The 24,984-nt window shown below is 43.5% G+C and carries 21 protein-coding genes; 13 read left to right on the top strand and 8 right to left on the bottom strand.

Features of this window, described 5'->3' with window-relative positions; all coding sequences use genetic code 11:
- Nucleotides 1-101: 101 nt before the first annotated feature.
- Entirely contained in the window at nt 102-347 is a 246-nt protein-coding gene (locus tag AB4249_RS05875) for a YciN family protein (protein WP_372102506.1), read from the top strand.
- A 61-nt stretch (nt 348-408) separates the two neighbouring features.
- On the opposite strand, the gene aroA is transcribed toward AB4249_RS05875, so the two are convergent.
- Together aroA and AB4249_RS05865 are read right to left on the bottom strand one after the other, a co-directional pair.
- Entirely contained in the window at nt 409-1,689 is a 1,281-nt protein-coding gene (aroA, locus tag AB4249_RS05870; RefSeq protein ID WP_017062105.1) for a 3-phosphoshikimate 1-carboxyvinyltransferase, read from the bottom strand.
- Between the two features lie 162 nt (nt 1,690-1,851).
- Complete coding sequence (locus AB4249_RS05865; RefSeq protein ID WP_004736438.1) at nt 1,852-2,307, bottom strand: glycine zipper 2TM domain-containing protein; 456 nt, start codon at nt 2,305-2,307, stop codon at nt 1,852-1,854.
- A 53-nt stretch (nt 2,308-2,360) separates the two neighbouring features.
- Here AB4249_RS05865 and aat point away from each other — a divergent pair, with 53 nt between their 5' ends.
- From aat to infA, 3 genes are all read left to right on the top strand, one after another.
- On the top strand, nt 2,361-3,071 hold the full coding sequence (gene aat / locus AB4249_RS05860; RefSeq protein WP_017063504.1) for a leucyl/phenylalanyl-tRNA--protein transferase: 711 nt from the start codon (nt 2,361-2,363) through the stop codon (nt 3,069-3,071).
- A complete protein-coding gene (locus AB4249_RS05855; protein WP_017062107.1) occupies nt 3,071-3,769 on the top strand; it encodes an arginyltransferase in 699 nt (232 codons plus the stop codon). The genes aat and AB4249_RS05855 overlap by 1 nt, the downstream gene beginning before the upstream one ends.
- A gap of 81 nt (nt 3,770-3,850) precedes the next feature.
- The gene (gene infA / locus AB4249_RS05850; protein ID WP_001040192.1) at nt 3,851-4,069 is read left to right on the top strand and encodes a translation initiation factor IF-1; all 219 of its coding nucleotides are present in this window, start codon (nt 3,851-3,853) and stop codon (nt 4,067-4,069) included.
- A 229-nt stretch (nt 4,070-4,298) separates the two neighbouring features.
- Here the strand turns inward: infA and clpA are convergent, their stop codons facing one another.
- Both clpA and clpS read right to left on the bottom strand, forming a co-directional pair.
- Nucleotides 4,299-6,572 (bottom strand): ATP-dependent Clp protease ATP-binding subunit ClpA, encoded by a 2,274-nt coding sequence (clpA, locus tag AB4249_RS05845; protein WP_017062108.1) that lies wholly within the window; start codon nt 6,570-6,572, stop codon nt 4,299-4,301.
- A gap of 39 nt (nt 6,573-6,611) precedes the next feature.
- Complete coding sequence (clpS, locus tag AB4249_RS05840) at nt 6,612-6,932, bottom strand: ATP-dependent Clp protease adapter ClpS (RefSeq protein ID WP_004737430.1); 321 nt, start codon at nt 6,930-6,932, stop codon at nt 6,612-6,614.
- A gap of 585 nt (nt 6,933-7,517) precedes the next feature.
- Here clpS and cspD point away from each other — a divergent pair.
- Entirely contained in the window at nt 7,518-7,739 is a 222-nt protein-coding gene (gene cspD / locus AB4249_RS05835) for a cold shock domain-containing protein CspD (RefSeq protein ID WP_004736548.1), read from the top strand.
- 327 nt (nt 7,740-8,066) lie between these two features.
- On the opposite strand, the gene AB4249_RS05830 is transcribed toward cspD, so the two are convergent.
- Entirely contained in the window at nt 8,067-10,292 is a 2,226-nt protein-coding gene (locus AB4249_RS05830; RefSeq protein ID WP_017067848.1) for an NADP-dependent isocitrate dehydrogenase, read from the bottom strand.
- 321 nt (nt 10,293-10,613) lie between these two features.
- Between AB4249_RS05830 and AB4249_RS05825 the strand changes: the two genes are divergently transcribed.
- Nucleotides 10,614-11,342, top strand: a complete 729-nt coding sequence (locus AB4249_RS05825; protein ID WP_017062110.1) for a pseudouridine synthase — start codon at nt 10,614-10,616, stop codon at nt 11,340-11,342.
- Nucleotides 11,343-11,400: 58 nt separating this feature from the next.
- Here AB4249_RS05825 and AB4249_RS05820 read toward each other — a convergent pair whose 3' ends face one another.
- On the bottom strand, nt 11,401-12,108 hold the full coding sequence (locus tag AB4249_RS05820; protein ID WP_017062111.1) for a DUF2057 family protein: 708 nt from the start codon (nt 12,106-12,108) through the stop codon (nt 11,401-11,403).
- Nucleotides 12,109-12,185: 77 nt separating this feature from the next.
- On the bottom strand, nt 12,186-13,178 hold the full coding sequence (locus tag AB4249_RS05815) for a porin (RefSeq protein WP_372102504.1): 993 nt from the start codon (nt 13,176-13,178) through the stop codon (nt 12,186-12,188).
- Between the two features lie 513 nt (nt 13,179-13,691).
- Between AB4249_RS05815 and dinG the strand changes: the two genes are divergently transcribed.
- From dinG to AB4249_RS05790, 5 genes are all read left to right on the top strand, one after another.
- Complete coding sequence (dinG, locus tag AB4249_RS05810; RefSeq protein WP_372102502.1) at nt 13,692-15,767, top strand: ATP-dependent DNA helicase DinG; 2,076 nt, start codon at nt 13,692-13,694, stop codon at nt 15,765-15,767.
- A gap of 128 nt (nt 15,768-15,895) precedes the next feature.
- Entirely contained in the window at nt 15,896-16,675 is a 780-nt protein-coding gene (locus tag AB4249_RS05805) for a TSUP family transporter (protein ID WP_017062114.1), read from the top strand.
- Nucleotides 16,676-16,697: 22 nt separating this feature from the next.
- Nucleotides 16,698-17,246 carry a primosomal replication protein gene (locus AB4249_RS05800; protein WP_017062115.1) on the top strand — a complete coding sequence of 183 codons (549 nt, stop codon included), beginning with the start codon at nt 16,698-16,700 and terminating at the stop codon, nt 17,244-17,246.
- Complete coding sequence (gene rsmS / locus AB4249_RS05795) at nt 17,236-17,406, top strand: pleiotropic regulatory protein RsmS (protein ID WP_017055021.1); 171 nt, start codon at nt 17,236-17,238, stop codon at nt 17,404-17,406. The genes AB4249_RS05800 and rsmS overlap by 11 nt, the downstream gene beginning before the upstream one ends.
- A 43-nt stretch (nt 17,407-17,449) precedes the next feature.
- Nucleotides 17,450-18,583, top strand: coding sequence for a cupin domain-containing protein (locus AB4249_RS05790; protein WP_102332495.1), 1,134 nt, complete (start codon nt 17,450-17,452; stop codon nt 18,581-18,583).
- 112 nt (nt 18,584-18,695) lie between these two features.
- On the opposite strand, the gene AB4249_RS05785 is transcribed toward AB4249_RS05790, so the two are convergent.
- Nucleotides 18,696-20,813 (bottom strand): methyl-accepting chemotaxis protein, encoded by a 2,118-nt coding sequence (locus AB4249_RS05785; protein WP_102332496.1) that lies wholly within the window; start codon nt 20,811-20,813, stop codon nt 18,696-18,698.
- 499 nt (nt 20,814-21,312) lie between these two features.
- Between AB4249_RS05785 and emrD the strand changes: the two genes are divergently transcribed.
- Together emrD and AB4249_RS05775 are read left to right on the top strand one after the other, a co-directional pair.
- Nucleotides 21,313-22,518 carry a multidrug efflux MFS transporter EmrD gene (gene emrD, locus AB4249_RS05780; protein ID WP_017065927.1) on the top strand — a complete coding sequence of 402 codons (1,206 nt, stop codon included), beginning with the start codon at nt 21,313-21,315 and terminating at the stop codon, nt 22,516-22,518.
- A gap of 333 nt (nt 22,519-22,851) precedes the next feature.
- On the top strand, nt 22,852-24,942 hold the full coding sequence (locus AB4249_RS05775) for a S9 family peptidase (RefSeq protein ID WP_372102561.1): 2,091 nt from the start codon (nt 22,852-22,854) through the stop codon (nt 24,940-24,942).
- The last annotated feature ends 42 nt before the right edge of the window (nt 24,943-24,984 follow it).

Below are 24,984 nucleotides of genomic sequence, written 5' to 3'. Positions count from 1 at the left end.
GTGGATGTTTGAAAAGACTCTCTTAATCGGTTGTGAAATCATTGAATTTCTAGTTCGACACCATAAACTCAACGTTATATTCAGTTATCAGAGATAAACTCATGACAAAGAAAGTAATAGCAGAATTTGATTTACTGCTTATCGCAAACCAAATTATCCAATCACATGATGACTACATTGAAGGCATGCGCGCAAACAGCGTAGTAGAAAAAGACGATGTACTCGTCTTCAAAGGTGAATGCTTCTTAGACAGCAATGGAATGCCGACCGAGAATACAACCGCGGTATTTAACATGTTTAAATACTTAGCGCACCACCTTTCGAAAGAATTTACAATTCAGCAATAATTAAAAAGCTTGCCACTTAGGCAAGCTTTTTTGTTCCTAAACCTTTACATACTAAGCATTTTTATAGACTTAGCATTTTCAGCTTGTCGAAGTAATCAGGGAATGTCTTTGACGTACAACCTGGATCATTAATCGTCACAGGCGTATCGCTCAAGGCAACCAGCGAGAAACACATCGCCATACGGTGATCATCGTAAGTATCAATCGCCGCATGAGTCAGTTCAGCCACAGGGTTAACAATAATGTAATCTTCACCCTCTTCCACTTCAGCGCCGACTTTGCGTAGCTCTGTTGCCATTGCAGCCAAGCGGTCTGTCTCTTTCACACGCCAGTTGTAGACATTACGGATTGCCGTTGTGCCTTTCGCAAACAATGCGGTTGTCGCGATAGTCATCGCAGCATCTGGGATATGGTTATAGTCCATATCAATGCCTTTCAGCTCGCCACAACGAGAAATAACGTAGTCGTCACCCCATTCGATTTCCGCACCCATTTTCTCAAGCGCATCAGCGAATTGGATATCACCTTGGATACTGTTTTTACCAATACCAGTGACCTTAATCTCACCACCTTTGATAGCAGCGGCTGCAAGGAAATATGACGCAGATGATGCATCACCTTCAACCAAGAAATCACCCGGTGCCGAGTAAGATTGCCCGGTAGGAATCACAAACTCTTGGTAATCATTATTGATCACGTCCACACCAAATTGCTTCATGATGTGCAGCGTAATATCGATGTAAGGTTTAGAAACCAATTCACCGTCAATTTTAATGGTCACTTCACCTTCAGCTAAGGGCGCAGCCATCAAAAATGCCGTCAAGAATTGACTAGAGATAGAACCGTCGATAGAAACTGTACCGCTCTTCAGACCTGTACCTGTGATCTTCAATGGTGGGTAGTTTTCGTTCTCTAAGTATTCAACATCGGCACCGGCTTCTCGCAGTGCTGTTACCAAGTGGCCAATTGGGCGCTCTTTCATACGAGGCTCACCAGTAAGAACGTATTCACCGCGACCTAAACATAGTGCAGCCGCCAACGGACGCATCGCCGTACCCGCATTACCTAAGAAAAGCTCTAGGGCTTTGTCACTTGAAAATGCACCACCAACACCTGTCACTTCACAAACGGTTTTGTCTGCAGACAACTGATAATCAACACCTAACTGAGTTAATGCATTCAACATATGACGAATATCATCACTGTCTAGCAAGTTTGTTAGGCGAGTGGTTCCCGTAGAAAGTGCAGCCAAAAGAAGTGCACGGTTGGAAACGCTTTTTGAACCAGGTAGGTTAACTTCCCCGTTCACTTTTTGAATTGGTTGTAACGTAAGGCTTTCCATTAAATCTTATAGTCCTTGTACCACCCGAAGTCACTGGCGCGTATTTATTTTCGGGTGATGAATAATTCTTCGTACTTGCAGACTAACGAACTTTCCCAACGAACTCCAGAGCTAATCCGGCCCAAACCGGTGATTAATTAGCCAATCAATCGTATTTATATACTAGTACACGAGATCAACTCGAACACCATCTGAAAAATAGAGAATTCGTACATCATCGCCTCGGTTGAACAGCATCGAGTTATCGACATCTTGGATAATGTTGACCAACTTGTCGTCTTTGGTTTTGACCAATAACTCGACCAGTTTGTACTCTACTTTATATTGTGTGTTACCTCGGTTACGAGCAATACCCGCACCTGCTACTGCACCTACAGCTGTCGCCACTTCTTTACCAGTGCCGCCGCCAAACTGGTTACCAATCAAGCCACCAATCGCCGCACCTAACAAGGTTTCCCAACCATTCGCTTTCGACTCAACGATCTCTTGCTGAGTGATGTATCTGACCGTATCAATCTCACCATAAACCACCTCGTTTACTGGTCGAGCTTGGTTTCTGTTGTAAGCTGCATTTGCCAACATGGGCAAAACAAGTAAAATCCAAAGCAACTTCTTCATGGTAAAACTCCTAAAGACCTCTTGGTCAGTGATTAATCTGTAATGCGGTACTTATGACTATATACCTAACCGAACTTGATACTACTAGTATAGAGTTTCCTTCGCCTTTCGACGCGCTTGATGACCCCAACGGTCTGCTCGCCTTCGGTGGTGATTTATCACCAATGCGAATTTTAAACGCTTATAGCCAAGGTATATTTCCATGGTATGGCCCAGGTGAGCCTATACTTTGGTGGAGCCCTGCACCGCGAGCGGTATTTAATCCTAAGACATTCGAACCGTCAAAAAGTCTTAAAAAGTTTCAAAGAAAGCACAATTACCGAGTCAGCATCAACCAAGCGACGGACAGAGTAATTGGTTATTGCTCTTCACTAAGACCCGAAGAAGAAACCTGGCTAAACAGCGACATGCAGTCAGCCTACCGCAAACTCGCTTCATTAGGTTTCTGCCACTCGGTTGAGGTTTGGCAAGATGATGAACTGATCGGTGGACTTTACGGCTTACAAAGAGGCCAAGTCTTTTGCGGTGAATCGATGTTCAGCCTAAAGACCAATGCCTCTAAAATTGCGCTGTGGTACTTTTGTAAACACTTTACCCGATTCGGCGGACAACTGATTGATTGCCAAGTCATGAACCCTCACTTGGAATCCTTGGGCGCTATCGAGGTTGATAGGGATGAATTCCTAGGCTCTCTGCAATTACTCAAAGAGTTCTCCGTTGACGATGCATGCTTTAAAACCCAATGGCTAAAGGAAATGCCTTAATGAATCCAGATTTACAACAAATCAGAATTGGATTAACAGACAATCACGCTTGCAGCTACTTACCTCACTTCGAAGAGAGAGTGGCGGTCACGCTTGACGAACACATGCACACCTCAGATAACTATGAAGTTCTGCTTGCGAATGGATTTCGCCGCAGTGGTTCAACCATTTATAAGCCACATTGCGATAATTGCTCAGCATGCCAAGCGATTCGGCTTTCAATTCCTGAGGTTAAGCTTTCCAAAAGCCAACGACGGATCCTTAACAAAGGAAAATCACTACGTTGGGAACTGAAAGATGAGATGGATGACAACTGGTTTGACTTATACAGTCGCTATATCACCGCTCGTCACCGTTCGGGAACCATGTACCCACCCAAGAAAGAAGAGTTTCTACAATTCTCTAAAAATGAGTGGCTTACTACAAAGTTCATGCACATCTATGATGAGAACAAGTTGGTTGGTATCGCCGTAACCGACATCATGGCTCACTGTACGAGCGCGTTTTATACCTTCTTCGCTCCTGATATAGACATTTCGATGGGAACACTTGGCGTTCTATTTCAGATCCAACATGCCCAGAAAGAACAAAAACAATGGTTATATTTGGGTTATCAAATCGATGAATGCCCTGCGATGAACTATAAAGTACGATTTCAACGTCATCAAAGGCTAGTAAATCAGCGGTGGCAAGGGTAGAATACGCGACAACTTTACATATTTTGATTTTAACGGCACAATCAAGCCGTTGAAAACCGCCAAATTTCGAAAGAGGATTAGATGGCTAAAGAAGACGTAATCGAGATGCAAGGCACTGTCCTTGATACTCTACCAAACACAATGTTCCGTGTTGAGCTTGAAAACGGTCACGTAGTGACAGCACACATCTCTGGTAAAATGCGTAAGAACTACATCCGTATTCTTACTGGTGATAAAGTAACTGTTGAGATGACTCCATACGACCTTTCTAAAGGCCGCATCGTCTTCCGTGCTCGTTAATTTTTAATTAGCGAATACAATAAGAAGCGGAGCTTAAGGCTCCGTTTTTTATTGCCTGAGCTTTTTACTACACAAGCACATCAATCTCGCATCTCGCATCTCGCATCTCGCATCTCGCATCTCGCATCTCGCATCTCGCATCTCGCATCTCGCATCTCGCAAGCATAAAAAAACGCACAACCTAAGTCATGCGTTTTATATTTAAGCCTTTGATTTATCAATCACTTCGTTAGTGCATGACCTCTTCTTTAGCACCAACATAGATGAAATCCAATTCATCTTTTTTCAGGGATACTTTAACCGTACCGCCATCAACCAAGCTACCGAACAGTAACTCGTTAGCAAGTGGTTTCTTAAGCTTCTCTTGAATAACACGTCCCATTGGACGAGCACCCATGGTCTTGTCATAGCCTTTATCAGCTAACCAGTGACGAGCATCCTCAGAAACCTCTAAAGACACGCCACGAGCGTCCAGTTGAACCTGAAGCTCGACAATGAACTTATCAACTACTTGGCTAATCACACTTGGGTCAAGGCTGTTGAACCAAATGATATTATCAAGACGGTTACGGAACTCAGGAGTAAATACCTTCTTGATTTCGCCCATCGCATCTGGCGCATGATCTTGTTGGATCAGGCCGATCGATTTCTTCTCGGTTTCAGCCACACCTGCGTTGGTCGTCATCACTAGAATCACATTGCGGAAGTCCGCTTTGCGACCATTGTTGTCAGTTAGCGTGCCGTTATCCATTACCTGCAGTAGCAAGTTAAAGATATCTGGGTGAGCTTTCTCGATTTCATCCAGTAACACAACAGAGTGCGGGTTCTTGATTACGGCATCCGTTAGCAAACCACCTTGGTCGTAACCAACATAACCAGGAGGCGCACCAATCAAGCGGCTCACTGAGTGTCGCTCACCGTACTCAGACATATCAAAGCGCAGAAGCTCAATACCCATCAACTTAGACAGCTGAACAGTCACCTCTGTTTTACCGACACCAGTAGGACCAGCAAACAAGAATGAACCAACAGGTTTATTGTCTGCACCCAATCCAGCACGGGTCAGCTTAATCGCTTCACTCAATACATCGATTGCAGGGTCTTGTCCGAATACCAACATTTTCATGCGCTCATCCAGTTTCTGGAGTGTATCTTTGTCTGAAGACGATACTGACTTTTCAGGAATACGCGCCATTTTCGCAACCATTGACTCAATATCAGCCACGCTTACCGTTTTCTTACGACGGCTTGCAGGTGCCAAACGACTACGAGCGCCCGCTTCATCGATTACGTCAATGGCCTTATCAGGAAGGTGGCGTTCATTAATGTATTTAGCTGACAGTTCCACAGCGGCACGCAACGCTTTGTTGGTGTAGCGCACTTCGTGGTGAGCTTCGTATTTTGGCTTCAAGCCAATCAGGATCTTGGTCGTATCGTCTAGCGATGGTTCAATAATATCTATTTTCTGGAAGCGACGAGCTAAAGCACGCTCCTTCTCAAAAATACTGCTGTACTCTTGGTACGTTGTTGAACCGATGCAACGTAATTTGCCACTGCTTAGTAGTGGTTTAATTAAGTTTGCCGCATCAACCTGACCACCCGATGCAGCCCCGGCACCGATAATGGTGTGGATCTCATCGATGAACAGAATCGCGTCTTCTTCTTTCTCCAGTTGCTTAAGAATCGCTTTAAAACGTTTCTCAAAGTCACCACGATATTTGGTTCCGGCTAACAGTGAACCGATATCTAGAGAATAAATTACGCTGCTCTGAATGATTTCAGGCACTTGTCCTTCAACGATGCGCCATGCAAGACCTTCCGCGATGGCAGTTTTACCTACCCCCGCTTCACCCACTAACAGAGGGTTGTTCTTACGACGACGACACAGAACTTGGATAGTGCGTTCTAGTTCTTTGTCACGACCGATTAGTGGGTCAATATTGCCCTGCTTTGCGACTTCGTTAAGGTTAGTAGCAAAATTTTCTAAACGGTCTTCAGAGTTAGCTTCTTCAGCATTTTCTGCACCACCAAATGAATCGGATGATGAAGGACTGTCGCCTTCGTTGCTCGCTTTGGTAATACCGTGTGAGATGAAGTTAACAATATCTAAGCGACTAATGTCGTTTTTCTTAAGAAGATATGCCGCGTGAGATTCTTGCTCACTAAAAATAGCCACAAGTACGTTAGCACCTGTTACTTCGCTGCGACCTGAAGATTGAACATGAAAAACAGCGCGTTGAAGTACTCGTTGGAAGCTCAACGTAGGCTGAGTTTCGCGAGTTTCGTCGCTTTCGGGGATAAGTGGGGTCGTTTGATCGATAAAAATATCGAGCTCATTGCGAAGAGCATCGAGATCAGCCTGACAAGCTTGGAGCGCTTCCTTGGCCGCATCATTTTCTAATAATGCTAGTAGGAGGTGTTCGACAGTCATGAATTCATGTCGCTTGTCTCGCGCACGAGCAAATGCGCCATTTAAACTCGTCTCTAATTCTTTATTTAGCATAAGTACCTCCTAAGGGAACAACAGTGTTGTTCGAGCAATTTATACTTGCTCCATTGTACATAGTAGCGGATGCTCATTTTCCTTTGAGTACATCGTGACCTGCGCTACCTTTGTTTCCGCTATTTCAGCGCTGTATGTGCCGCATATAGCTTTACCTTCATAATGAACCTTGAGCATCACTTCCGTTGCTTTTTCGATATCTAGTGAGAAGAATCGCTCTAGGATCTCGATTACAAAGTCCATGGGCGTGTAGTCATCGTTATTCAACACAACGTTATACATCGCCGGTGGCTTTACTTTTGTTGCTTCTTTCTCCAGTAAATCTGAGCCTGGAGATGCCCATTCAAAGTTTCTGCTCATATCGCTTTGCTAAGGGTTATTTTTCGGAAGTCGTGAGTGTTTACCTAACTCAAATTTACCACATTCACGCTTTACCGTGTACTAAGAAACTGCACCTAGAAACAGTACCAAAAAATATTCCTCTATACTGAGCCTAATCCACCATTTCCATCGCTGCAAATAAAAGATCTCGATTAACAAGATTAACATATGTGATTGATTAAAAAGACGCCATAACTATTGATACTAACGATAATATTACCGCTAAGTTACTATTTGGTTAATAGTTTACGGTTAATCTCGAATGTGATTTGTTATTAAAATTGATCAATTTTATACCAATTTACTATTGACTGTGCTCAATCATTAGCTACATTGGAGCTAAAAGGTTTTTTAATACACTTTTGCAACATGAATTAAAATCAGTAACACGCTTCAAAAATTAACAATAAGGAATAATTACGCAGGGTAGCGTTAATTTCCGTAAGCAATGTACGAGATTCAAGCTATTAGCTGAAATTCTTTAGCTGGTAGGAATGATATCAATCGCACTTACAACAATTGATATAACAACGTTAGTAACAAAATGCATGAGGGATGTATAGCATGGCTACAGGTACAGTAAAATGGTTTAACAATGCCAAAGGGTTTGGCTTTATTTGTCCAGAAGGCGAAGACGGCGATATTTTCGCGCACTACTCCACAATACAAATGGAAGGTTATCGAACCTTAAAGGCTGGTCAGCAGGTCGACTATGAAGTAGAAAGTGGACCTAAAGGCTCGCATGCTAGCTCCGTTGTTCCTGTAGAAGGCAGCGCCGCAAAATAGGCGAATGCAAACTCATGTTAACCTCCATCAGTCGTCATTAACGGCTGACAGGTAAACAGAATATTGAAACCGCTCATTTAATACCTGTAACACAGGATTACGTGAGCGGTTTTTTTCGTTTTGGGGGCTCTAAAGTTGCTCACTGGACAATGAGCTCGAAGAGCTACTCCCCTTAAGCTAGGTCTTAAGAAGTATTAGACAGAAAAAAGACGCTTTAACATTATCGTTAAAGCGTCTTTCGTTTTGACTTTATCTATAACTTAGCTATCAGCCTAAGCAACTCGTTAGCAAATCACGCTCATGAGTGACTAACGATGAGTCCAATCACTATGCATCAATAAACGCGTTTAGCGTTGAGCTTGGGCGCATTAGTGTTGAAACCAATGCATCGTCAAGTAGGTAGTAACCACCTAAGTCGCCAGCCACACCTTGAGCGTTGTTCAGCTCTGCAACGATCGCTTCTTCACTTTCAGCCAGTTGACTTGCCACACCTGCAAACTCAGCAGCAAGATCAGCGTCAGCCGTTTGCTCAGCAAGCGCCTTAGCCCAGTATGCCGCTAGATAGTAGTGGCTACCACGGTTATCAAGCTCACCTACTCGACGTGAAGGAGACTTGTTGTTATCAAGGAACTCACCCGTCGCTTTATCAAGCGCATCAGCTAGAACTTGTGCTTTAGCGTTACCTGTTACTACGCTCAGGTGCTCTAGAGATGCCGCTAGTGCCAAGAATTCACCTAGAGAATCCCAACGCAGGTGGTTTTCTTTCTCTACTTGTTGAACATGTTTAGGAGCAGAGCCGCCAGCACCTGTTTCAAACAGACCACCACCGTTCATTAGTGGAACAATCGATAGCATCTTAGCTGATGTACCAAGCTCTAAAATCGGGAACAAGTCAGTTAGGTAATCACGTAATACGTTACCAGTAACCGAAATAGTATCTAGGCCTTCTTTGATACGAACCAGTGAGTATTGAGTCGCTTCAAGTGGAGCAAGGATCTTAATTTCAAGACCATCGGTATCGTATTCAGGAAGGTATGCTTCAACTTTCTTGATAAGCTGAGCATCATGTGCGCGTGACGCATCTAGCCAAAATACCGCTGGAACACCCGATGCACGAGCACGCGTTACCGCAAGCTTAACCCAGTCTTGGATTGGTGCATCTTTAACCTGACACATACGGAAGATATCGCCTTCCTCTACGTCTTGCTCAAGAAGCACAGCGCCTGAAGCGTCAACAACTTGAACCTGACCAGCAGCTTCAAGGATGAAAGTCTTATCATGAGAACCGTACTCTTCCGCTTTTTGAGCCATCAAGCCAACGTTTGGTACGCTACCCATCGTTGTTGGATCGAACGCGCCGTTCTCTTTACAGAAATCAATAACCGCTTGGTAAATGCTCGCGTAGCTACGATCTGGGATCATTGCTTTGGTATCTTTTTGCTTACCTTCTGGATCCCACATTTGACCAGAAGAACGCAGCATTGCAGGCATAGATGCATCCACAATGATATCGCTTGGTACGTGTAGGTTAGTAATGCCACGGTCCGAATCAACCATCGCTAGTGGTGGCTGAGTCTCGTATACCGCTTGCAGGTCAGCTTCGATTGCTTCTTTCTGCTCTTGAGGAAGCGCATCAATCTTCGCGTAGACATCACCGATGCCGTTATTTACATCAACGCCTAGCTCTTCAAACAGCTGACCGTGTTTAGCAAATACGTCTTTGTAGTAAACCTTAACCGCGTGACCAAAGATCACTGGGTCAGATACTTTCATCATCGTCGCTTTCAAGTGAAGAGAAAGCAGTACACCTTGCTCTTTAGCCGATGCGATTTCTTTTTCGAAGAATGCAACCAAAGCGGCCTTATTCATCACTGACGCATCAATGATCTCTTTATCTTGCAGTGCAAAAGCTGGCTTCAATGTTTTCTTCGCACCATCTTTGCCAACGAATTCAATGCTAACTTCTGTAGCACCTTCAATGGTTACTGACTTTTCGCTACCGAAGAAGTCTTTGTCGTCCATACTTGAAACGTGCGACTTAGAATCTGCAGACCAAGCACCCATTGAGTGTGGGTTCTTCTTCGCGTAGTTTTTAACAGAAAGTGGAGCGCGGCGATCCGAGTTACCTTCACGCAATACTGGATTTACTGCACTGCCTTTGATTTTGTCGTAAGTCGCTTTTACTGCTTTCTCTTCGTCAGTGTTTGCTTCTTCTGGGTAATTAGGAAGTGCGTAACCTTTTGACTGTAGCTCTTTGATTGTTGCTTGAAGCTGAGGTACAGATGCAGAGATGTTTGGAAGCTTGATAATGTTTGCTTCTGGTGTCTTAGCCAATTCACCTAGTTCTGCTAATGCATCACCAATACGTTGCTCTTCGTTCAAATAGTCAGGGAAGTTGGCAATAATACGCCCTGCAAGTGAAATGTCGCGAGTATCAACGTTAATACCAGAAGAAGCTGTAAAAGATTGAATGATAGGCAGCAGAGAGTATGTTGCTAGCGCCGGAGCTTCGTCTGTAATGGTATAGATGATCGTTGGTTTTTCAGTAGGCATGAAATTTCCCTATAGTTCTTACAAGCTCATTTAAAGTAGTGAGCGTGTTATAAATTGACCAGTAAGCCACTCTAAGAGTGAAAACTGCTTACTCGATAGTCTTACTCTATCTTATTTTTCATACAATCTTGATGACAGCATGAACCAAATCCGTGAGTGCGTTGTTATAATAAAACACGAAGGTATAATTAAACAAATCAGGCTTAAGAGTCCATCAACTTGTTCTATTTTGTGTCTTTTAGGCGCGCAAATGATAGCTCAATTCCGTTTCAGTGAAAACTTTTCAGCACACTTCGTTTACATTTTTGCAAGGTAGTTAACATGTCTACTCGCTCACGCAGCGCATCTCGTTCAGACAAACCGGCTCGTTCTGGTGCAACATTAAAACAAAGCGGTAATAGACAAAGCCGAAGCAGTGATAAGAATAACACTGGCAATTCGCACAACAAATCTCACTCAAGCAAGCACCGATATAAAGGCAAGCCTACCAATGCAAAACCTAAGGTTGCGCTCGAAGATCGCAAAGTAATTCTGTTCAACAAGCCTTTCGATACTCTAAGCCAATTTACAGATGGCGAAGGGAGAAAAACGCTAGCGGACTTTATTCCAGTGAAAGACGTTTATGCTGCAGGTCGCCTTGACCGCGACAGCGAAGGGTTAATGGTCTTGACCAACGATGGTATTTTTCAAGCTAAGCTAACTCAACCAAACTCAAAATCCCCAAAGACTTACTGGGTACAGGTTGAAGGCGCACCTTCTGAGGAAGATTTAGATAAATTGAGAAAAGGTGTCGAACTAAAAGACGGCATGACACTGCCCGCTCAGGTTGAGGTGATGTCTGAACCTGTTGTGTGGGATAGAACCCCTCCAGTACGCTTCAGAGCCGCGATACCGACAACATGGTTGGCTATTACAATCATTGAAGGACGTAACCGTCAGGTAAGACGAATGACAGCCAATATCGGCTTCCCTACCCTGCGTCTTATCCGTTACTCAATGGGTAATATGAATGTGGGGCAGCTGCAGCCTGGTGAGTGGAAAGAGATTTAACTCATAGCAATATATTAAAGCGAGATTTACGTCTCGCTTTTTTGTACGTGAAGATTGATTACTCTTGGTCAATCATCCATTTACGGAATACTTTACGGTCTTCTTTTGAAGTGCTCAGATACAAAGCTTTAAGTTGTTTCAAAGACTCCGATTTATCTACAACCTGAGCTGATGTGTTAGCCGTTAAACCTTCAGCGTTTACTAGCGTGTTTTCTTCTAAACTTGTAGCATTAACCTTAACTGCAGGACGAACTTGGTTTTCTACAACTAAATAACTCATGGTTACAGCAGCAGCACCACCAACTTTATTATATTCTGTAGCTTCTTCAGAATAACTTCTATTTAGTTGAACTCCGTCACTAGCTAAAATGTCTTCATTTTTGATTAAGGCTTGTCCTTGCTTGTTTTTAATTTCCCAATTCAAGTTTCCAATGTTTTCTTGAGCAGAACGCAAGTTTTTAAACTCAGGCATAGATAAGGTAAGTTCTTCGTTTTTTGCCTCAAATTTAGCGATAATAACAGAACTGTAGACTTTCCTTTGATTATCTCTTTCATCAAATACTGGTTCATATTGAAAAACGATTTGGTTTTCACCGTCAGGTAAAAGCACTGTCTTATCTGCAGAAAACAACCCTTGTTCAAAGTCAGGAACACTCATGTTTACTGAAAGTAAATTTACATTTTCAGGGACATCCAATATTACTTCGGCATCAACTACTGTAGAAGCAACTAACAGCCCCAAAAAAGAATATTTGAAACTTTGCATTATTGTATCCATCCTTATAAAAAATAGGCAAAAAAAAGCCCAACTCTATGTTGGGCTTTTTCTAACAATATATCAAATTACCAGTAAACACGAGCACCGATACCGAAATTGTTTTCGCCCTCAACAGTCTGAGGCGCTACAACCATATCACTACCTTGAGCGTTGAAACCTAGAGTACTACCGTCTGCATAACCATACTCAGCATAGACACGTGCCCAGCTAGCGTACTTGTATTCAGCACCAACGTAAACAACGTTGCTATCTTCTAATAAATCGTGATCTTGAGACACGAACTCATAACCACCATATACTGTTGTTTTATCAGCAACGCCATACGTAGCAGCTACTGAGAAACCTGTTTGGTCTGCTTTATCAATAGCAGATTCAACAGAAGATGCCGCAACAGTTGCACCAACTGTTAGAACATCTTTAGAGTACTCAACAGTACCTTCGTAGTATGTGTTTTCAAGGCCTGTAAAACCAGAACCAGCTACATCATCAGTTGTTTGACCACCACCAACGTGGATATTTACGTCACCAACAGAAAAACCAACGTAAAGTTCAGCTAGCTCTTGATTAGAATCATCTTCTGCTAATCCGTATCCTGCTTTTACCCAGAAGTTGTCAGAATCGTAAGAGTACTTTACTTGTGAGTCATGAAGAGCACCGTTCAAAGCAGAGTAAAGCAGTGCAGAACCACCAAAGAAGTATGAGTAATCAGCGCCGTATACATCATCTGATGTAGTCCATTGCTTACCAAATTTGATTGTTCCCGCTTGATCGCTGCTAAAGCCAAAAATGTGGTTACGTACATACATGTCGCCACTGTCTTTCAATGCAAATTCTACTTTACCAAGAACTTTAAGATCATCAGATACATTATATTGAGCGTCAACACCAGCACGCGAAGAACCTGAACCTAATTTGGCATCTTGCCCGTCTAGGAACTTAAGCTCTGTACGTAGTTGACCGTAAAAGTCTACTGCGCCGTCTTCTGATTTATAAATTTCCGCTGCGTTTACTGAGCCTGCTGCTGCAACAACTGCAAGTGCTAATAGAGTCTTTTTCATAATAAATCCACTGCCTTTTCTAAGAATGGGAGATCCTTGCCCGGTTCCCTTTTATTTTTATGACTGGTCATTACCACTCTTTGTTGGTTAATCACCGTCACTAAATTTCGAGGTCTAGATTGCAAAAGATTATCCTGCGTGTCAAATAAACTAAAAACAAACCTAAAAAAAACACAAAACTTTCAAAATCAATCGCTTACATTTTTTTTCATTGTTTTACGAGCAGCTTATCCTTAGTTTTATCAGGAAATATAATAATCCAAAAAAAGAACAAAACAGCATTTAACACCACAATTAACTCATGCAAACGTCAATTTTCAGAACTTAACACCTACAAGCCAGTCTTTTTTAATATTTATATTTCGCAACATAAATAAAATAGTTAAGTTCCTGATGGTTCAGTTTTTTTTTGTGAACAAGATCTACCTTTGATTCAAAAGCAAGCTATTTCACCGTAAATGTACCGACTAGTGATATGTGCTACTATCCTCGCTCCGTTACGTAGGTCACAGTATGCTAACTACTAAAATTCAAAAATCTATTCGCACCAGTTATCAAAACCTCCAAGATCAGTTGGACAACTTTGTACCTAGACGTGCTCAAAATTACCTTGTTGCAGAAATAGCGAAGACACTTTGTGGTCAATACCACAAACGTAATCGCATGATCGTTGCAGAAGCCGGGACAGGGATCGGGAAATCACTGGCTTATTTAATGGCTACTATTCCTGTCGCTGTGCTCAATAATCGAAAAATAGTCATATCGACGGCGACGGTTGCGCTACAAGAACAGCTCGTCAATAAAGATCTCCCTCTATATAGAAGACTGACTGATCGAGAGTTTTCTTTCATATTAGCGAAGGGTAGACAGCGTTATTGTTGCTCCGAAAAGCTAGCCGCTGCCTGCGGGGTTGATGGCGGACAAATAGCCATGTTCGAATCTAAGCCAAAGAAGAAAGATATCGAGCAACTTCAAACCATGTATCGAAGCCTAACCCAAGGTAAATGGGATGGTGACCGCGATTCGTGGCCAAAACCCATCGACAACATGATTTGGCAGATGATTGTTAGTGATAAGCACAGCTGTAATAACAGTATGCCTACTCATAGAGACTGCCCTTTCCAAAAAGCGCGCTCAGAGCTAGATAAAGCAGACGTGATTATCGCCAATCACAGTTTAGTGATGGCAGATGCTGACTTAGGCGGCGGTGTGATACTGCCTGAGCCAGAAAATAGCATCTATATATTCGATGAAGCTCACCATTTACCGCATGTAGCCAGAGATCACTCTTCTGCGGCGGCAAGTCTAAAGGGTGCCGCTTCATGGTTAGAGCGTTTAAACCAATCCATCACTAAGCTTTCAGGCCTCGCTGACGAGAAACGTGTCCACCGGTTTCGAAATGAACTGCAAGACTCAGTGCAACAGCTGATCCCTACCCTGACTCAAATGAGTAAACAGTTTGACGCTAACCACTTTGAAGACGGCTTGTATCGCTTCGAACATGGCGACTTACCAGAGTGGCTTGAGAATGAATCTAAAGATCTCAAGCAGCTCACGCAAAAGGCGAGCCAAGCCGTTGCGAAGATTGCAGACCTAATTGCAGAACGAGTTAAAGACGGCGAGCTTTCAGCAAAACTTGCAGAGCCTGCGTTGGCAGAAATTGGCTTCTATATACAAAGAACAGAAAACCTTGCTCAAGTTTGGCGCTTAATGGCTGAACCGAAGAGAGAAAAAGGTGCTCCTTTGGCTCGTTGGCTCGAACTGAATAAAGAAAGCGAAGGCGATTTCGTTGTGAATGTTTCGCCACTAGAGGTAGGTTGGCAACTGGATCAACAAATCTGGAGCCGCTGTGTGGGTGCCGTATTAGTATCTGCGACCATGAGGGCGCTCAACTCTTTCAGCTTTTTCTGTCATCAAGCAGGTATCAGCCAAAAAGCAGAAGATGGCGTACAGTTTTTGGCTTTGGCATCACCGTTTGATTACCAGAATCAGGCTGAGCTTATCGTTCCAGCAATGAAGTACGAACCACAAGCACCTCAGTTTACCGAATATCTTATTGAAATTTTGCCTAAGGTAATAGAAGACAAAAAAGCCAATCTCGTTCTATTCTCTTCTTACTGGCAAATGAACAAAGTTGCAGAGGCTTTAGCAACAGATTTCGTTAAAAAATCGTGGGCATTGCAGGTTCAAGGTGATACTTCACGAACTGAAATCCTAAAAAAACATAAAAAGCTAATAGACCAAGGTAAAACCAGCGTTCTTTTTGGAACTGGCAGCTTTTCTGAAGGTCTTGATCTACCGGGTGAGCTTCTTGAAAACCTCGTTATTACCAAGATTCCTTTTGGTGTTCCTACCTCTCCCGTAGAGCAAGCACATTCAGAATATATTGAATCACGCGGTGGTAACCCTTTTATGCAGATTACTGTTCCAGATGCGAGTAAAAAGCTTATTCAATCTGTGGGTAGACTACTGCGTAAGGAAAGAGATTCTGGTAAAGTCACGATCCTTGATAGACGCATAGTAACGAAGCGATACGGAAAGTCCCTACTCGATTCACTACCGCCTTTTAAAAGAACAATAAAATACTAATATCCCCTGCCCTTGAGGTAGTTATGGGCCTTCATCGCTAGGCCCTTGCATTCACAACCCAACATGACTAATCCATAGATTTTTCATGTGGCTGCCCTATCAGCCGATAACGAGAACACTAGCTATTTATGGAAATGATTGAGCCAACCATGTTGGTCATACTTGCTCTGGTTGCATTTGCAGCAGGCTTTATTGATGCTGTCGCAGGTGGCGGAGGGATGTTAACCGTTCCAGCTTTACTGTCACTTGGTTTACCGCCACACATCGCATTGGGTACTAACAAGCTTGCAGCAACCTTCGCTTCATCTACAGCTGCATTCACTTACTACCGTAAAAAGCTGTTCAAGCCTGAGTGTTGGGTCAATGCATTCATATCTACTTTAATAGGTGCGACCATCGGCACACTCACTGTTGATGCCATTAGCACCGAGTGGTTAGAGAAGGTATTGCCGTTAGTCATTCTTGCCGCAGCGGTCTATACCATTTTTCATAAGACTCCAGATGTGAGCCATAATGTGTCTCCTAAGCCATGCCCTGTGCTTAAGAGAAAACAAAAGTACCAAGGATTCATTCTTGGCTTTTATGATGGGGTTGCTGGCCCAGGAACTGGCGCGTTTTGGACGGTAAGCTCTATGGCGCTTTATCGCTTAAACATCTTACTTGCCTCTGGTCTATCCAAAGCCATGAACTTTACCAGTAACTTTACCTCTTTGGTGACCTTCGCGATTCTTGGTCATATTGATTGGGTTCTAGGTTTAACCATGGGCCTTTGTTTGATGGCCGGTGCATTTGTTGGCGCTCACTCTGCTATTCGGTTCGGTGCAACATTTATAAGACCTGTGTTTGTTACAGTTGTAAGCGTACTTGCAATTAAACTGGCATACGAAGCTTGGTTTGTGAACTTATAGGCAGTAGCCAACGGGAAGTGAAATGAATCAATTTTCAAAGCTAAAAAGTGTTATTGATACCTTGATTGGCCATTGCTCGCAGGTTGACAAATCTCGAGGGGCTTATCATCAAGCCTTGTTTGACCGAGCCTTATTTAAATGCGGCGCCTCTGTTTTGCTTCCCTATGCACTTGAAACTCAGGCAACGTACCGCACCATTGTACGTGAACAAACCTCAAATCAACTGACCGCGTCCAGAGCCAACTACCTGACAGAAAAGCTGACCAATCAGATTGCAGCAATCCAAAGAGAGTTAGCCAACCACGATTTACGCTTGGACCGAAAAAGCAAGTCAGGGAAAACCCTGAACGACCTATACAACGAACTCGCCCAGCACCAAGACTGGCAAAAGCGATTGGTCGATTTAGTACGAGTACGAAAGTTAACGTTTGATTCTGCGCCTCGCCACAGTAAGAAAAAAGCGGAAGAGGCTTGGCAGTTAGCAAAAGAGCGATTAGAACGCTGTGAAGACTCAATGAAAAATATTGAGAGACTGATTAACTTAGAGAACCCTAAGCGAAATGAACACTGATAACACACCATCACCACTGGATAACGCACCAGAAGAAGTTAAGTTAGCTGTCGACCTGATCTATCTGCTCGAAAGCAACGAAATCGATCCAAAAGTCGCGTTAGAAGCAATCAAAATTGTCCAGCAAGATTTACAAGCCAAACTAGCATCTAGCATCTAGCATCTAGCATCTAGCATCTAGCATAAAAATATACAGGATTCACATGTACCAACTCAGCTTTTCTATGCCCGAGTTTCTTGAAAACTACTGGCATAAAAAACCAACCATCTTAAAGGGTGGCTTCCAAAACTTCGTCGACCCAATTTCGCCGGAAGAACTTGCTGGTTTATCGATGGAAGAAGAAGTGGATTCTCGCTTTGTCTCTAACCTCGACAATCAGTGGACTGCAGAACACGGCCCATTCTCTGAAGAAAAGTTTGGCGAATTAACCGAAACTCATTGGCAACTGATCGTTCAAGCAGCGAACCACTGGCACCAAGGCGCAAATCAGCTGACTGAGGCGTTCCAAGCGTTACCAAACTGGTTATTCGACGATCTCATGATCTGCTACTCAGCACCTGAAGGCGGCGTAGGCCCACATATTGATCAATACGATGTCTTCATCATTCAAGGTCAAGGCAAACGTCAATGGAAGGTTGGCGCTAAAGATGTTGGCCAATACAAAGAGACTGTTCAAGCGTCTGCACTTCGTCAAATTGAAGGTTTTGACCCAATCATTGATGAAACTTTAGAGCCGGGCGATATCCTTTATATCCCACCAGGTTTCCCACATGAAGGGAGCACGTTAGAGCCGTCAATGAGCTACTCTATTGGCTACCGCTCGCCTAAAGAACAAGAACTGATCAGCAACTTTGCCGATTTTGTGCTTGCTCATGATATGGGTGACGTACACCTGCACGATCCAGAATTCAAAATGCAAGAAGGCTACGGAAAAATTCGTTCATCGGATTTAAGTAATCTCACAGGCATGTTGAAATCTGCACTAGAGCAACCTGAAACCATCAGTGAATTCATGGGTTGTCTGCTAAGCCAATCACGCCACCAGCTTGATATCGTTGCTCCAGAGCCACTATGGACTCAAGAAGAGATCGCTCAACACTTAGAGTCTGAAGGTGAGATTCACCGAGTATCAGGCTTAAAGGCGCTCTACCACGAAAATGAAAGCAACACTGCTTACATCAATGGCGAAGTGGTTAAGGTGGATGAAGCGGATTCTTCGTTACTCAACATACTTTGCGATGAGACCATGATTACCTCGGCTACTGCCCTATCTCCTTCGGGCATAACTGTCGTGACTGAATTGGTCAACAAAGGCTACTGGTTTATCGAAGAGTAAGCAGCGTCAACCGCTGGTTATTGCATAGCCTCTAAATAAACAATTAAAAAAGGGACAAATGAAATCTTCATTTGTCCCTTTTTCTATTCAAGAACTGGTTAAGGCTTAATGCTTATACCTTGAACTGATTGACCAACTTCTGTTGTTGTTGAGACAGTTGGTCAATTTCATTGCCGACTTGCTCAGAAGCCGCGGCTTGCTCCAAGATCTTCGCACTCAAATCGCGAATATTAACCACGCTTTGATTTACTTCACCGGAAACCGATTGTTGCTCTTCGGCTGCTCGAACGATCTGACTGTTCATATCACTGATCGCCTCAATAGAAGTAAAGATCGACCCCAGATCTTCAACTGCTTTCTGAACGTGTAGTGCTGTATCGTTAGCTAGGATATTGCCTTCTTGTATTGCTTCAACGACATCTTGAGTTCCAGCATGAACCTTGTCGATCACCGCTCTGATCTCACCAACCGATGACTGGGTGCGACTTGCGAGGTTTCTTACCTCATCCGCAACAACAGCAAAACCTCGACCTTGTTCGCCAGCACGAGCCGCTTCAATCGCCGCGTTCAATGCCAGTAAGTTAGTTTGCTCAGAGATCCCTTCAATCACACTTAAGATCTCGGTGATGTTTCCGTTATTTTTTGCCAATTCTTCAACAATAGGAACAGCACTCGACATACGCTCAACCAGCTTTCTCATTTCACCGGCTGAAAGTTCGATGACTTGTTGCCCTTGTTGAGCAGAACGATTCGCTTCACAAGCAGCATCAACGGCCACTTCTGCGTTTTGTACCACTAAGCCCGCAGTTTGAGTCATCTCTTCTGCCGCTGTCGCCACAAGATCCACTTCTTTAAATTGAGATTCACTGCTTTCTCGAGTGCTTGATGCCGATGCTTTAGCCTGGCTTGTCGTGCTCGCCACTTGCTCAGTGGTGTGAATCACTTCTTTGATCGTGTGTTGTAGCTTGTCTAAGAATAAGTTGAACCCTTTGGATAGCTGACCAATTTCGTCTTGAGATTTCACTTCCAAACGTTGGGTCAAATCACCTTCACCAGAAGCAATATCATTAAGTCGCTCAACCACTTGTCGAATAGGCTTCACAATTGAAAGGGAAGCAAATGCGATAATGGCTAAGCCAAAGATAATAAACACTGTACCGGCGATCACTTCTGTTTTGATGCCTTCACTTAGCTTAGTGCTAATGATGGAATCCAATTTATTTGCGTCAGCGACGACACTGTCTCTTGGGATCTCAAACAACACCCCCCAAGTTTGGTTAGCTGCAACAACAGGTGCAAAGGCAAGTAACCACTCACCGTTCTCGCTCCATTGCGTTGTCACTTCACCACCAAAGATAAAGTCGGTCATTAAATCACTGTTTGTATTGCCACTTTGGAAAGTTGAACCGACTGCAATGCTTGAATCATCAGAAGCGATGACCGAACCATCTAGACTAACCACGTAAGCTTTACCCGCACCGTTAAACAAGCTCTGGTCAGATTGAGTAATCACACTGGTTAAACCATCAAGTCTTAGATCAATACCAAGAAAACCAATAGCAACGTCGTCAACCAAAATAGGGACTGAAATAGAGGACGTAAGTAGTGCTACACCACCGCTGTTCAGGACTCTCGGCGTACTAATACACGTTTGCCCTGAAGACAAAGGACAGTAAAAACGTTCGCTATTGCTGTCATCATTCAAGATAGATTCTGAAAGAACGTTCGCTAGAACATTTTCACCGTTATCTGCCACCTTCCAGTAAGGAGCAAAACGACCTTTTTCGTTAGAACCAACATAATCAGCATCGACATAATTCGCATCTTCACTATCGAGCAAGTCAGGCTTGAAAACTAGATACGCTCCTTGAATAGAGTCGAAGTTTAAAACCGAGCGACGAACCATTTCATCCAAGGCGGTACGAAGCTCTTCACTTGGTGTAAAGTTTTCGTCTGCATTGTTTTTTAGAAACTGAGCACTGGCCGCAAGCATCTCTGCGCGGTAAATAGCTTCGTCTACATAACGTTGAGTTTCTTGAGCGTTTAGCTGAGAAACAGACGCCAGCAACTGCTGAGTTTTATTGATAACTGATTCTGAACTTTGAGATTTGATGACTTGTTGATTGCTCGTCGCGTTGTAGATCGAGAAACCAATAAGAGACAGTGACGTAATGATTAAACAACAACCTGCTAAGAGGGTTATTTTCCACTGTACCGATAGAGAGCGCATTTAATATCCTTATTTAAGCCAAAAGACTTCCATAACCATAACTATCACATCGACAACGAATTGCTGTACACAATGTAAATGAGTTAGACGAATAGCTTAGCGGATAATTACAGCACAAATTGCTTACATATAAAACGAAAGTTTATACAAATGTTAATAGAGCGTGTTTTCTTCCTTTTTTCTGTGATTTCAAATGATGTACTCATATAATCATTAGCTGTGTTGCTTAGGTTTTAGCGCTTTGGACATAGCCAGAACATCGATATTTAAAGGAAGCCCACTCCACCCTCTCCCTCTTTAAAATGCAGTAACTTCGGATTAGTTTTTGTAATCCAAGTTATAGATTTTTATCTTGCTCAACTTCACACTTTTTGATTGCTAAGCCCGCAATCAAGATCTAATATCTCGCGCCTAGATTCCCTGAACACTTTATTCATTTGGCTCTCCTTTAATGGAGCGCTAAGGCTTTTTACGTCTTAATTTTTGGAGAGATACGCAAATGTCCGCCTCGTTTCCATTAGCGAAACTTACCTTTTTAATCGCTATTCTGACTGCCGTAGGTCAAATGACTCAAACGATGTACGTGCCTTCTATCGGTCATATGGCAGGTGAGTTCTTAGTTTCGGCATCTTCACTGCAGGCAGTGATGGCGTGTTACTTGATCCCTTATGGTCTGTCGCAATTTGTTTACGGCCCACTTTCAGATCGCCTAGGTCGTAAACCGATCATCGTGATTGGTTTGATCATCTACATCATCGGTACTTTGGTAGCATTGTTCGCTCACGAATATGAATGGTTCTTAGCGGGCAGCTTTATCCAAGGTTTGGGCATCGGTTGTGGTGGTGCGATGTCTCGTACATTGACTCGCGACTGTTTTGAAGGCGCAGAGCTGCACCGTGCAAACAGCTTGATTAGCATGTGTGTGATTTTCTCACCATTGATGGCTCCTGTACTGGGTGGTTACCTAACAGAAGTTTTCGGCTGGCGTTCTAGCTACTTATTCCTTGCGCTGTTTGGTATTGCTGTTGTGATCACTATGATGACGAGCATGATGGAAACACTGCCGAAAGAACGACGCAAGCATGAATCGGTTGCCAACAGCTACAAGTTCGTTCTGTCTGATAAACGTTTCCAAGGTTTCTTATTGGTATTAGTCGCAACCTTTGCTGGTGTAGCCGTATTTGAAGCAGCGGCAGGTGTGTTGCTTGGTGGCGTACTTGGCTTACCGGCAACCACAGTAAGCTTGCTGTTTGTCTTGCCTATTCCAGGTTACTTAGTCGGTGCAGGCTTATCTAGTTACATCGCACAACGTCGCTCTGAGCGCCGTGCATTGAATGTTGGTCTGGTTGCGATATTGGTAGGCTCAACAGTGGTATTGATACCGGGTCTGTTTGGTCAAACAACAGCATTAACTTTGATTGGCGGTGCCACAATTTACTTCTTGGGCGCTGGCATATTATTCCCAGCAGCAACAACAGGGGCACTTTCGCCATTCCCGTACCACGCTGGTACTGGAGGTGCGATTTTAGGTGGTATGCAAAACCTAGGTGCTGGCATCGCAACACTATTGGCATCGTTCTTCCCAGCTCAAGACCAACTGCCACTCGGTTGCCTGATGATTGCTATGTCATTCATCGCTATGCTTGGTTTACGTTGGGTTAATCGTAAACCTGACCACTCAAACGAAATGCCATTGGCTATTTAACGTAAAACTCGAATCTTGCTAAACAAAGGAAAGGGACATACTGAAAAGTGTGTCCCTTTTTGTTGCACATTTATTCCTTCCACTCTCACGTATCAGTAATTTCATTTAACATTGCTTTGATTTTTTGAAAACAATAACAGACACTTACGATGAAGGTGCATATCCAGAATCCAATTATAAATAGTATCACTGGAAGATACCCAACCAACAAAGGATGCTGGCATCAAAAAGAGTAAGGTGCACACTAAGGATATATAGATGCGTATCGCTTTAACCACATTAGTCGTATCAATAGCGCTTGTCGCCGGATGCAGCAATCAAGGAATCTCAACCATGAACCACTACTCTCAATCACAGCTCGTCGCTCAGCAAACCCAAGCACCCGTTGCTAAGAAAGTCCCTCACGCAATGACGATTCATGGTGACACCCGAATCGATGATTACTACTGGATGCGCGACGATGCACGCCAAGATCCAGAGATTTTGCAACAACTTGAGCAAGAGAATCAGTACGCAGATACAGTGTTGAAACATACAGAAGCAGCACAAAAACAATTATTTGAAGAGATCAAAGGCCGAATCGCAAAAGACGACAATTCGGTACCGGTTCGCAAAGGCAGTTACTACTACTCGAATAAGGTCACAGGTGACAACGAATACCCAGTTCACCTGCGTGAAAAAAACTTTTTAGGCACAGACAAGCAAGTCATCTTAGATGTTAACGAGCTAGCAAAAGAACATGAATTCTTCAGTATTGGTGGCTTAACGATCAGCCCAGACGAAAACTTGTTGGCCTATGGCGAAGATACGCTAAGCCGCCGCATTTACACCATCAAGATCAAAGACCTCACAACAGGTGAATACCTAAAAGATGAAATTGAAGGCGCTTCGAGTGCAATCGCATGGCAAAACGACAACCAAGCCTTCTACTACATCAAAAAAGATCCACAAACATTGCTGGGTTATCAAGTTTACCGCCACGTATTAGGCACAGATCAAGCAAGCGATGAGTTAATCTACGAAGAGACCGATAGCGCTTACTACACCTCTTTGAGCAAAAGCAAAGATGGTGAACAGGTCTACATTTGGCACTCGAGCACAGAAACCAGCGGTGTTTCAGTCATCGATGCCAACAACCCAAAGGCTACAGCTGAGGCTTTCTACCCAAAAGAGACCGGCATAGAGTACAGCATCGCTAAGCTAGGTGATTGGTATTACATCTACACCAACTACCAAGCGGTCAACTTCCGTTTAATGAAAGTCACCGCCGAAGAGATGCATGATCGCTCAAAATGGGTCGATGTCATCCCAGCAGACGATAATACTCAGCTTGTAGATTTCGAGTTGTTTGATGACCATCTTGTTTACGAACAACGCGCGGATGGCTTGTCTACAGTGAAAGTTCGCCAACTCTCAACAGGCAACGAGTTCCCACTTGAATTTAACGACACCGCATTTGCCGCTTACCTAACGCGTAACTATGAATTAGATAACGCAAAAGTTCGTATCTATTACAGCAGCTTAACCACGCCAGGTACTTACTATGATTTCGACCTAAGTACAGGTGAATCCGAACTCATGAAGCAAACACCCGTATTAGGTGGTTTCGAAGCGGATAACTACCAATCAGAGCGAATCATGATTACGGCTCGCGATGGTAAGCAAGTTCCTGTCTCTTTGGTTTATCGTAAAGACTTATTTAAGAAAGACGGCACTAACCCAATCTACCAATACGGCTATGGGTCTTACGGCTCTACGATTGAACCTACCTTCAGCTCAACTCGCCTAAGCCTACTGGATAGAGGTTTTGTTTATGCCATCGCACATGTCCGCGGTTCAGAAATGCTTGGTCGCCCTTGGTATGAAGATGGCAAAAAACTGACCAAACAAAACACGTTCAACGACTTTATTGATGTAACCAAAGAGCTTGTTGAAGAAGGCTACGGCGCGAAAGATAAAGTGTTCGCCGTTGGGGGGTCTGCTGGCGGTCTATTGATGGGAGCAATCATCAACCAAGCACCAGAACTGTACCGTGGTATTGGTGCACATGTTCCGTTTGTAGACATTGTGACAACCATGCTCGATGAATCGATCCCTCTAACCACCAATGAGTATGACGAATGGGGTAACCCGAACGATAAAGCCTACTACGATTACATGCTGGGGTACTCACCGTACGACAACATTAAGGTACAAAACTACCCGAACATGTTGGTAACGACAGGCCTGCATGACTCACAGGTGCAGTACTTTGAGCCAATGAAATGGGTTGCGAAGCTGCGTGAAATGAAAACAGACAACAACGTATTGCTGTTCAAAACCGATATGGAAGCCGGTCACGGTGGCGCTTCTGGCCGATTTAAACGATTAAAAGAAGACGCACTTGAATACGCGTTCTTTTTGGATTTACTTAAGACTCAATAGATTCTACGTAACTGTAAGTATTCACATCATTTAATGTCGCCA

This window comes from Vibrio sp. 10N.261.55.F4 (assembly GCF_041470465.1).
Taxonomy (GTDB): Bacteria; Pseudomonadota; Gammaproteobacteria; order Enterobacterales; family Vibrionaceae; genus Vibrio; species Vibrio crassostreae_C.
The sequence above is the reverse complement of the archived record's forward strand: the minus strand, read 5'-3'. Positions and strand labels throughout refer to the sequence as shown.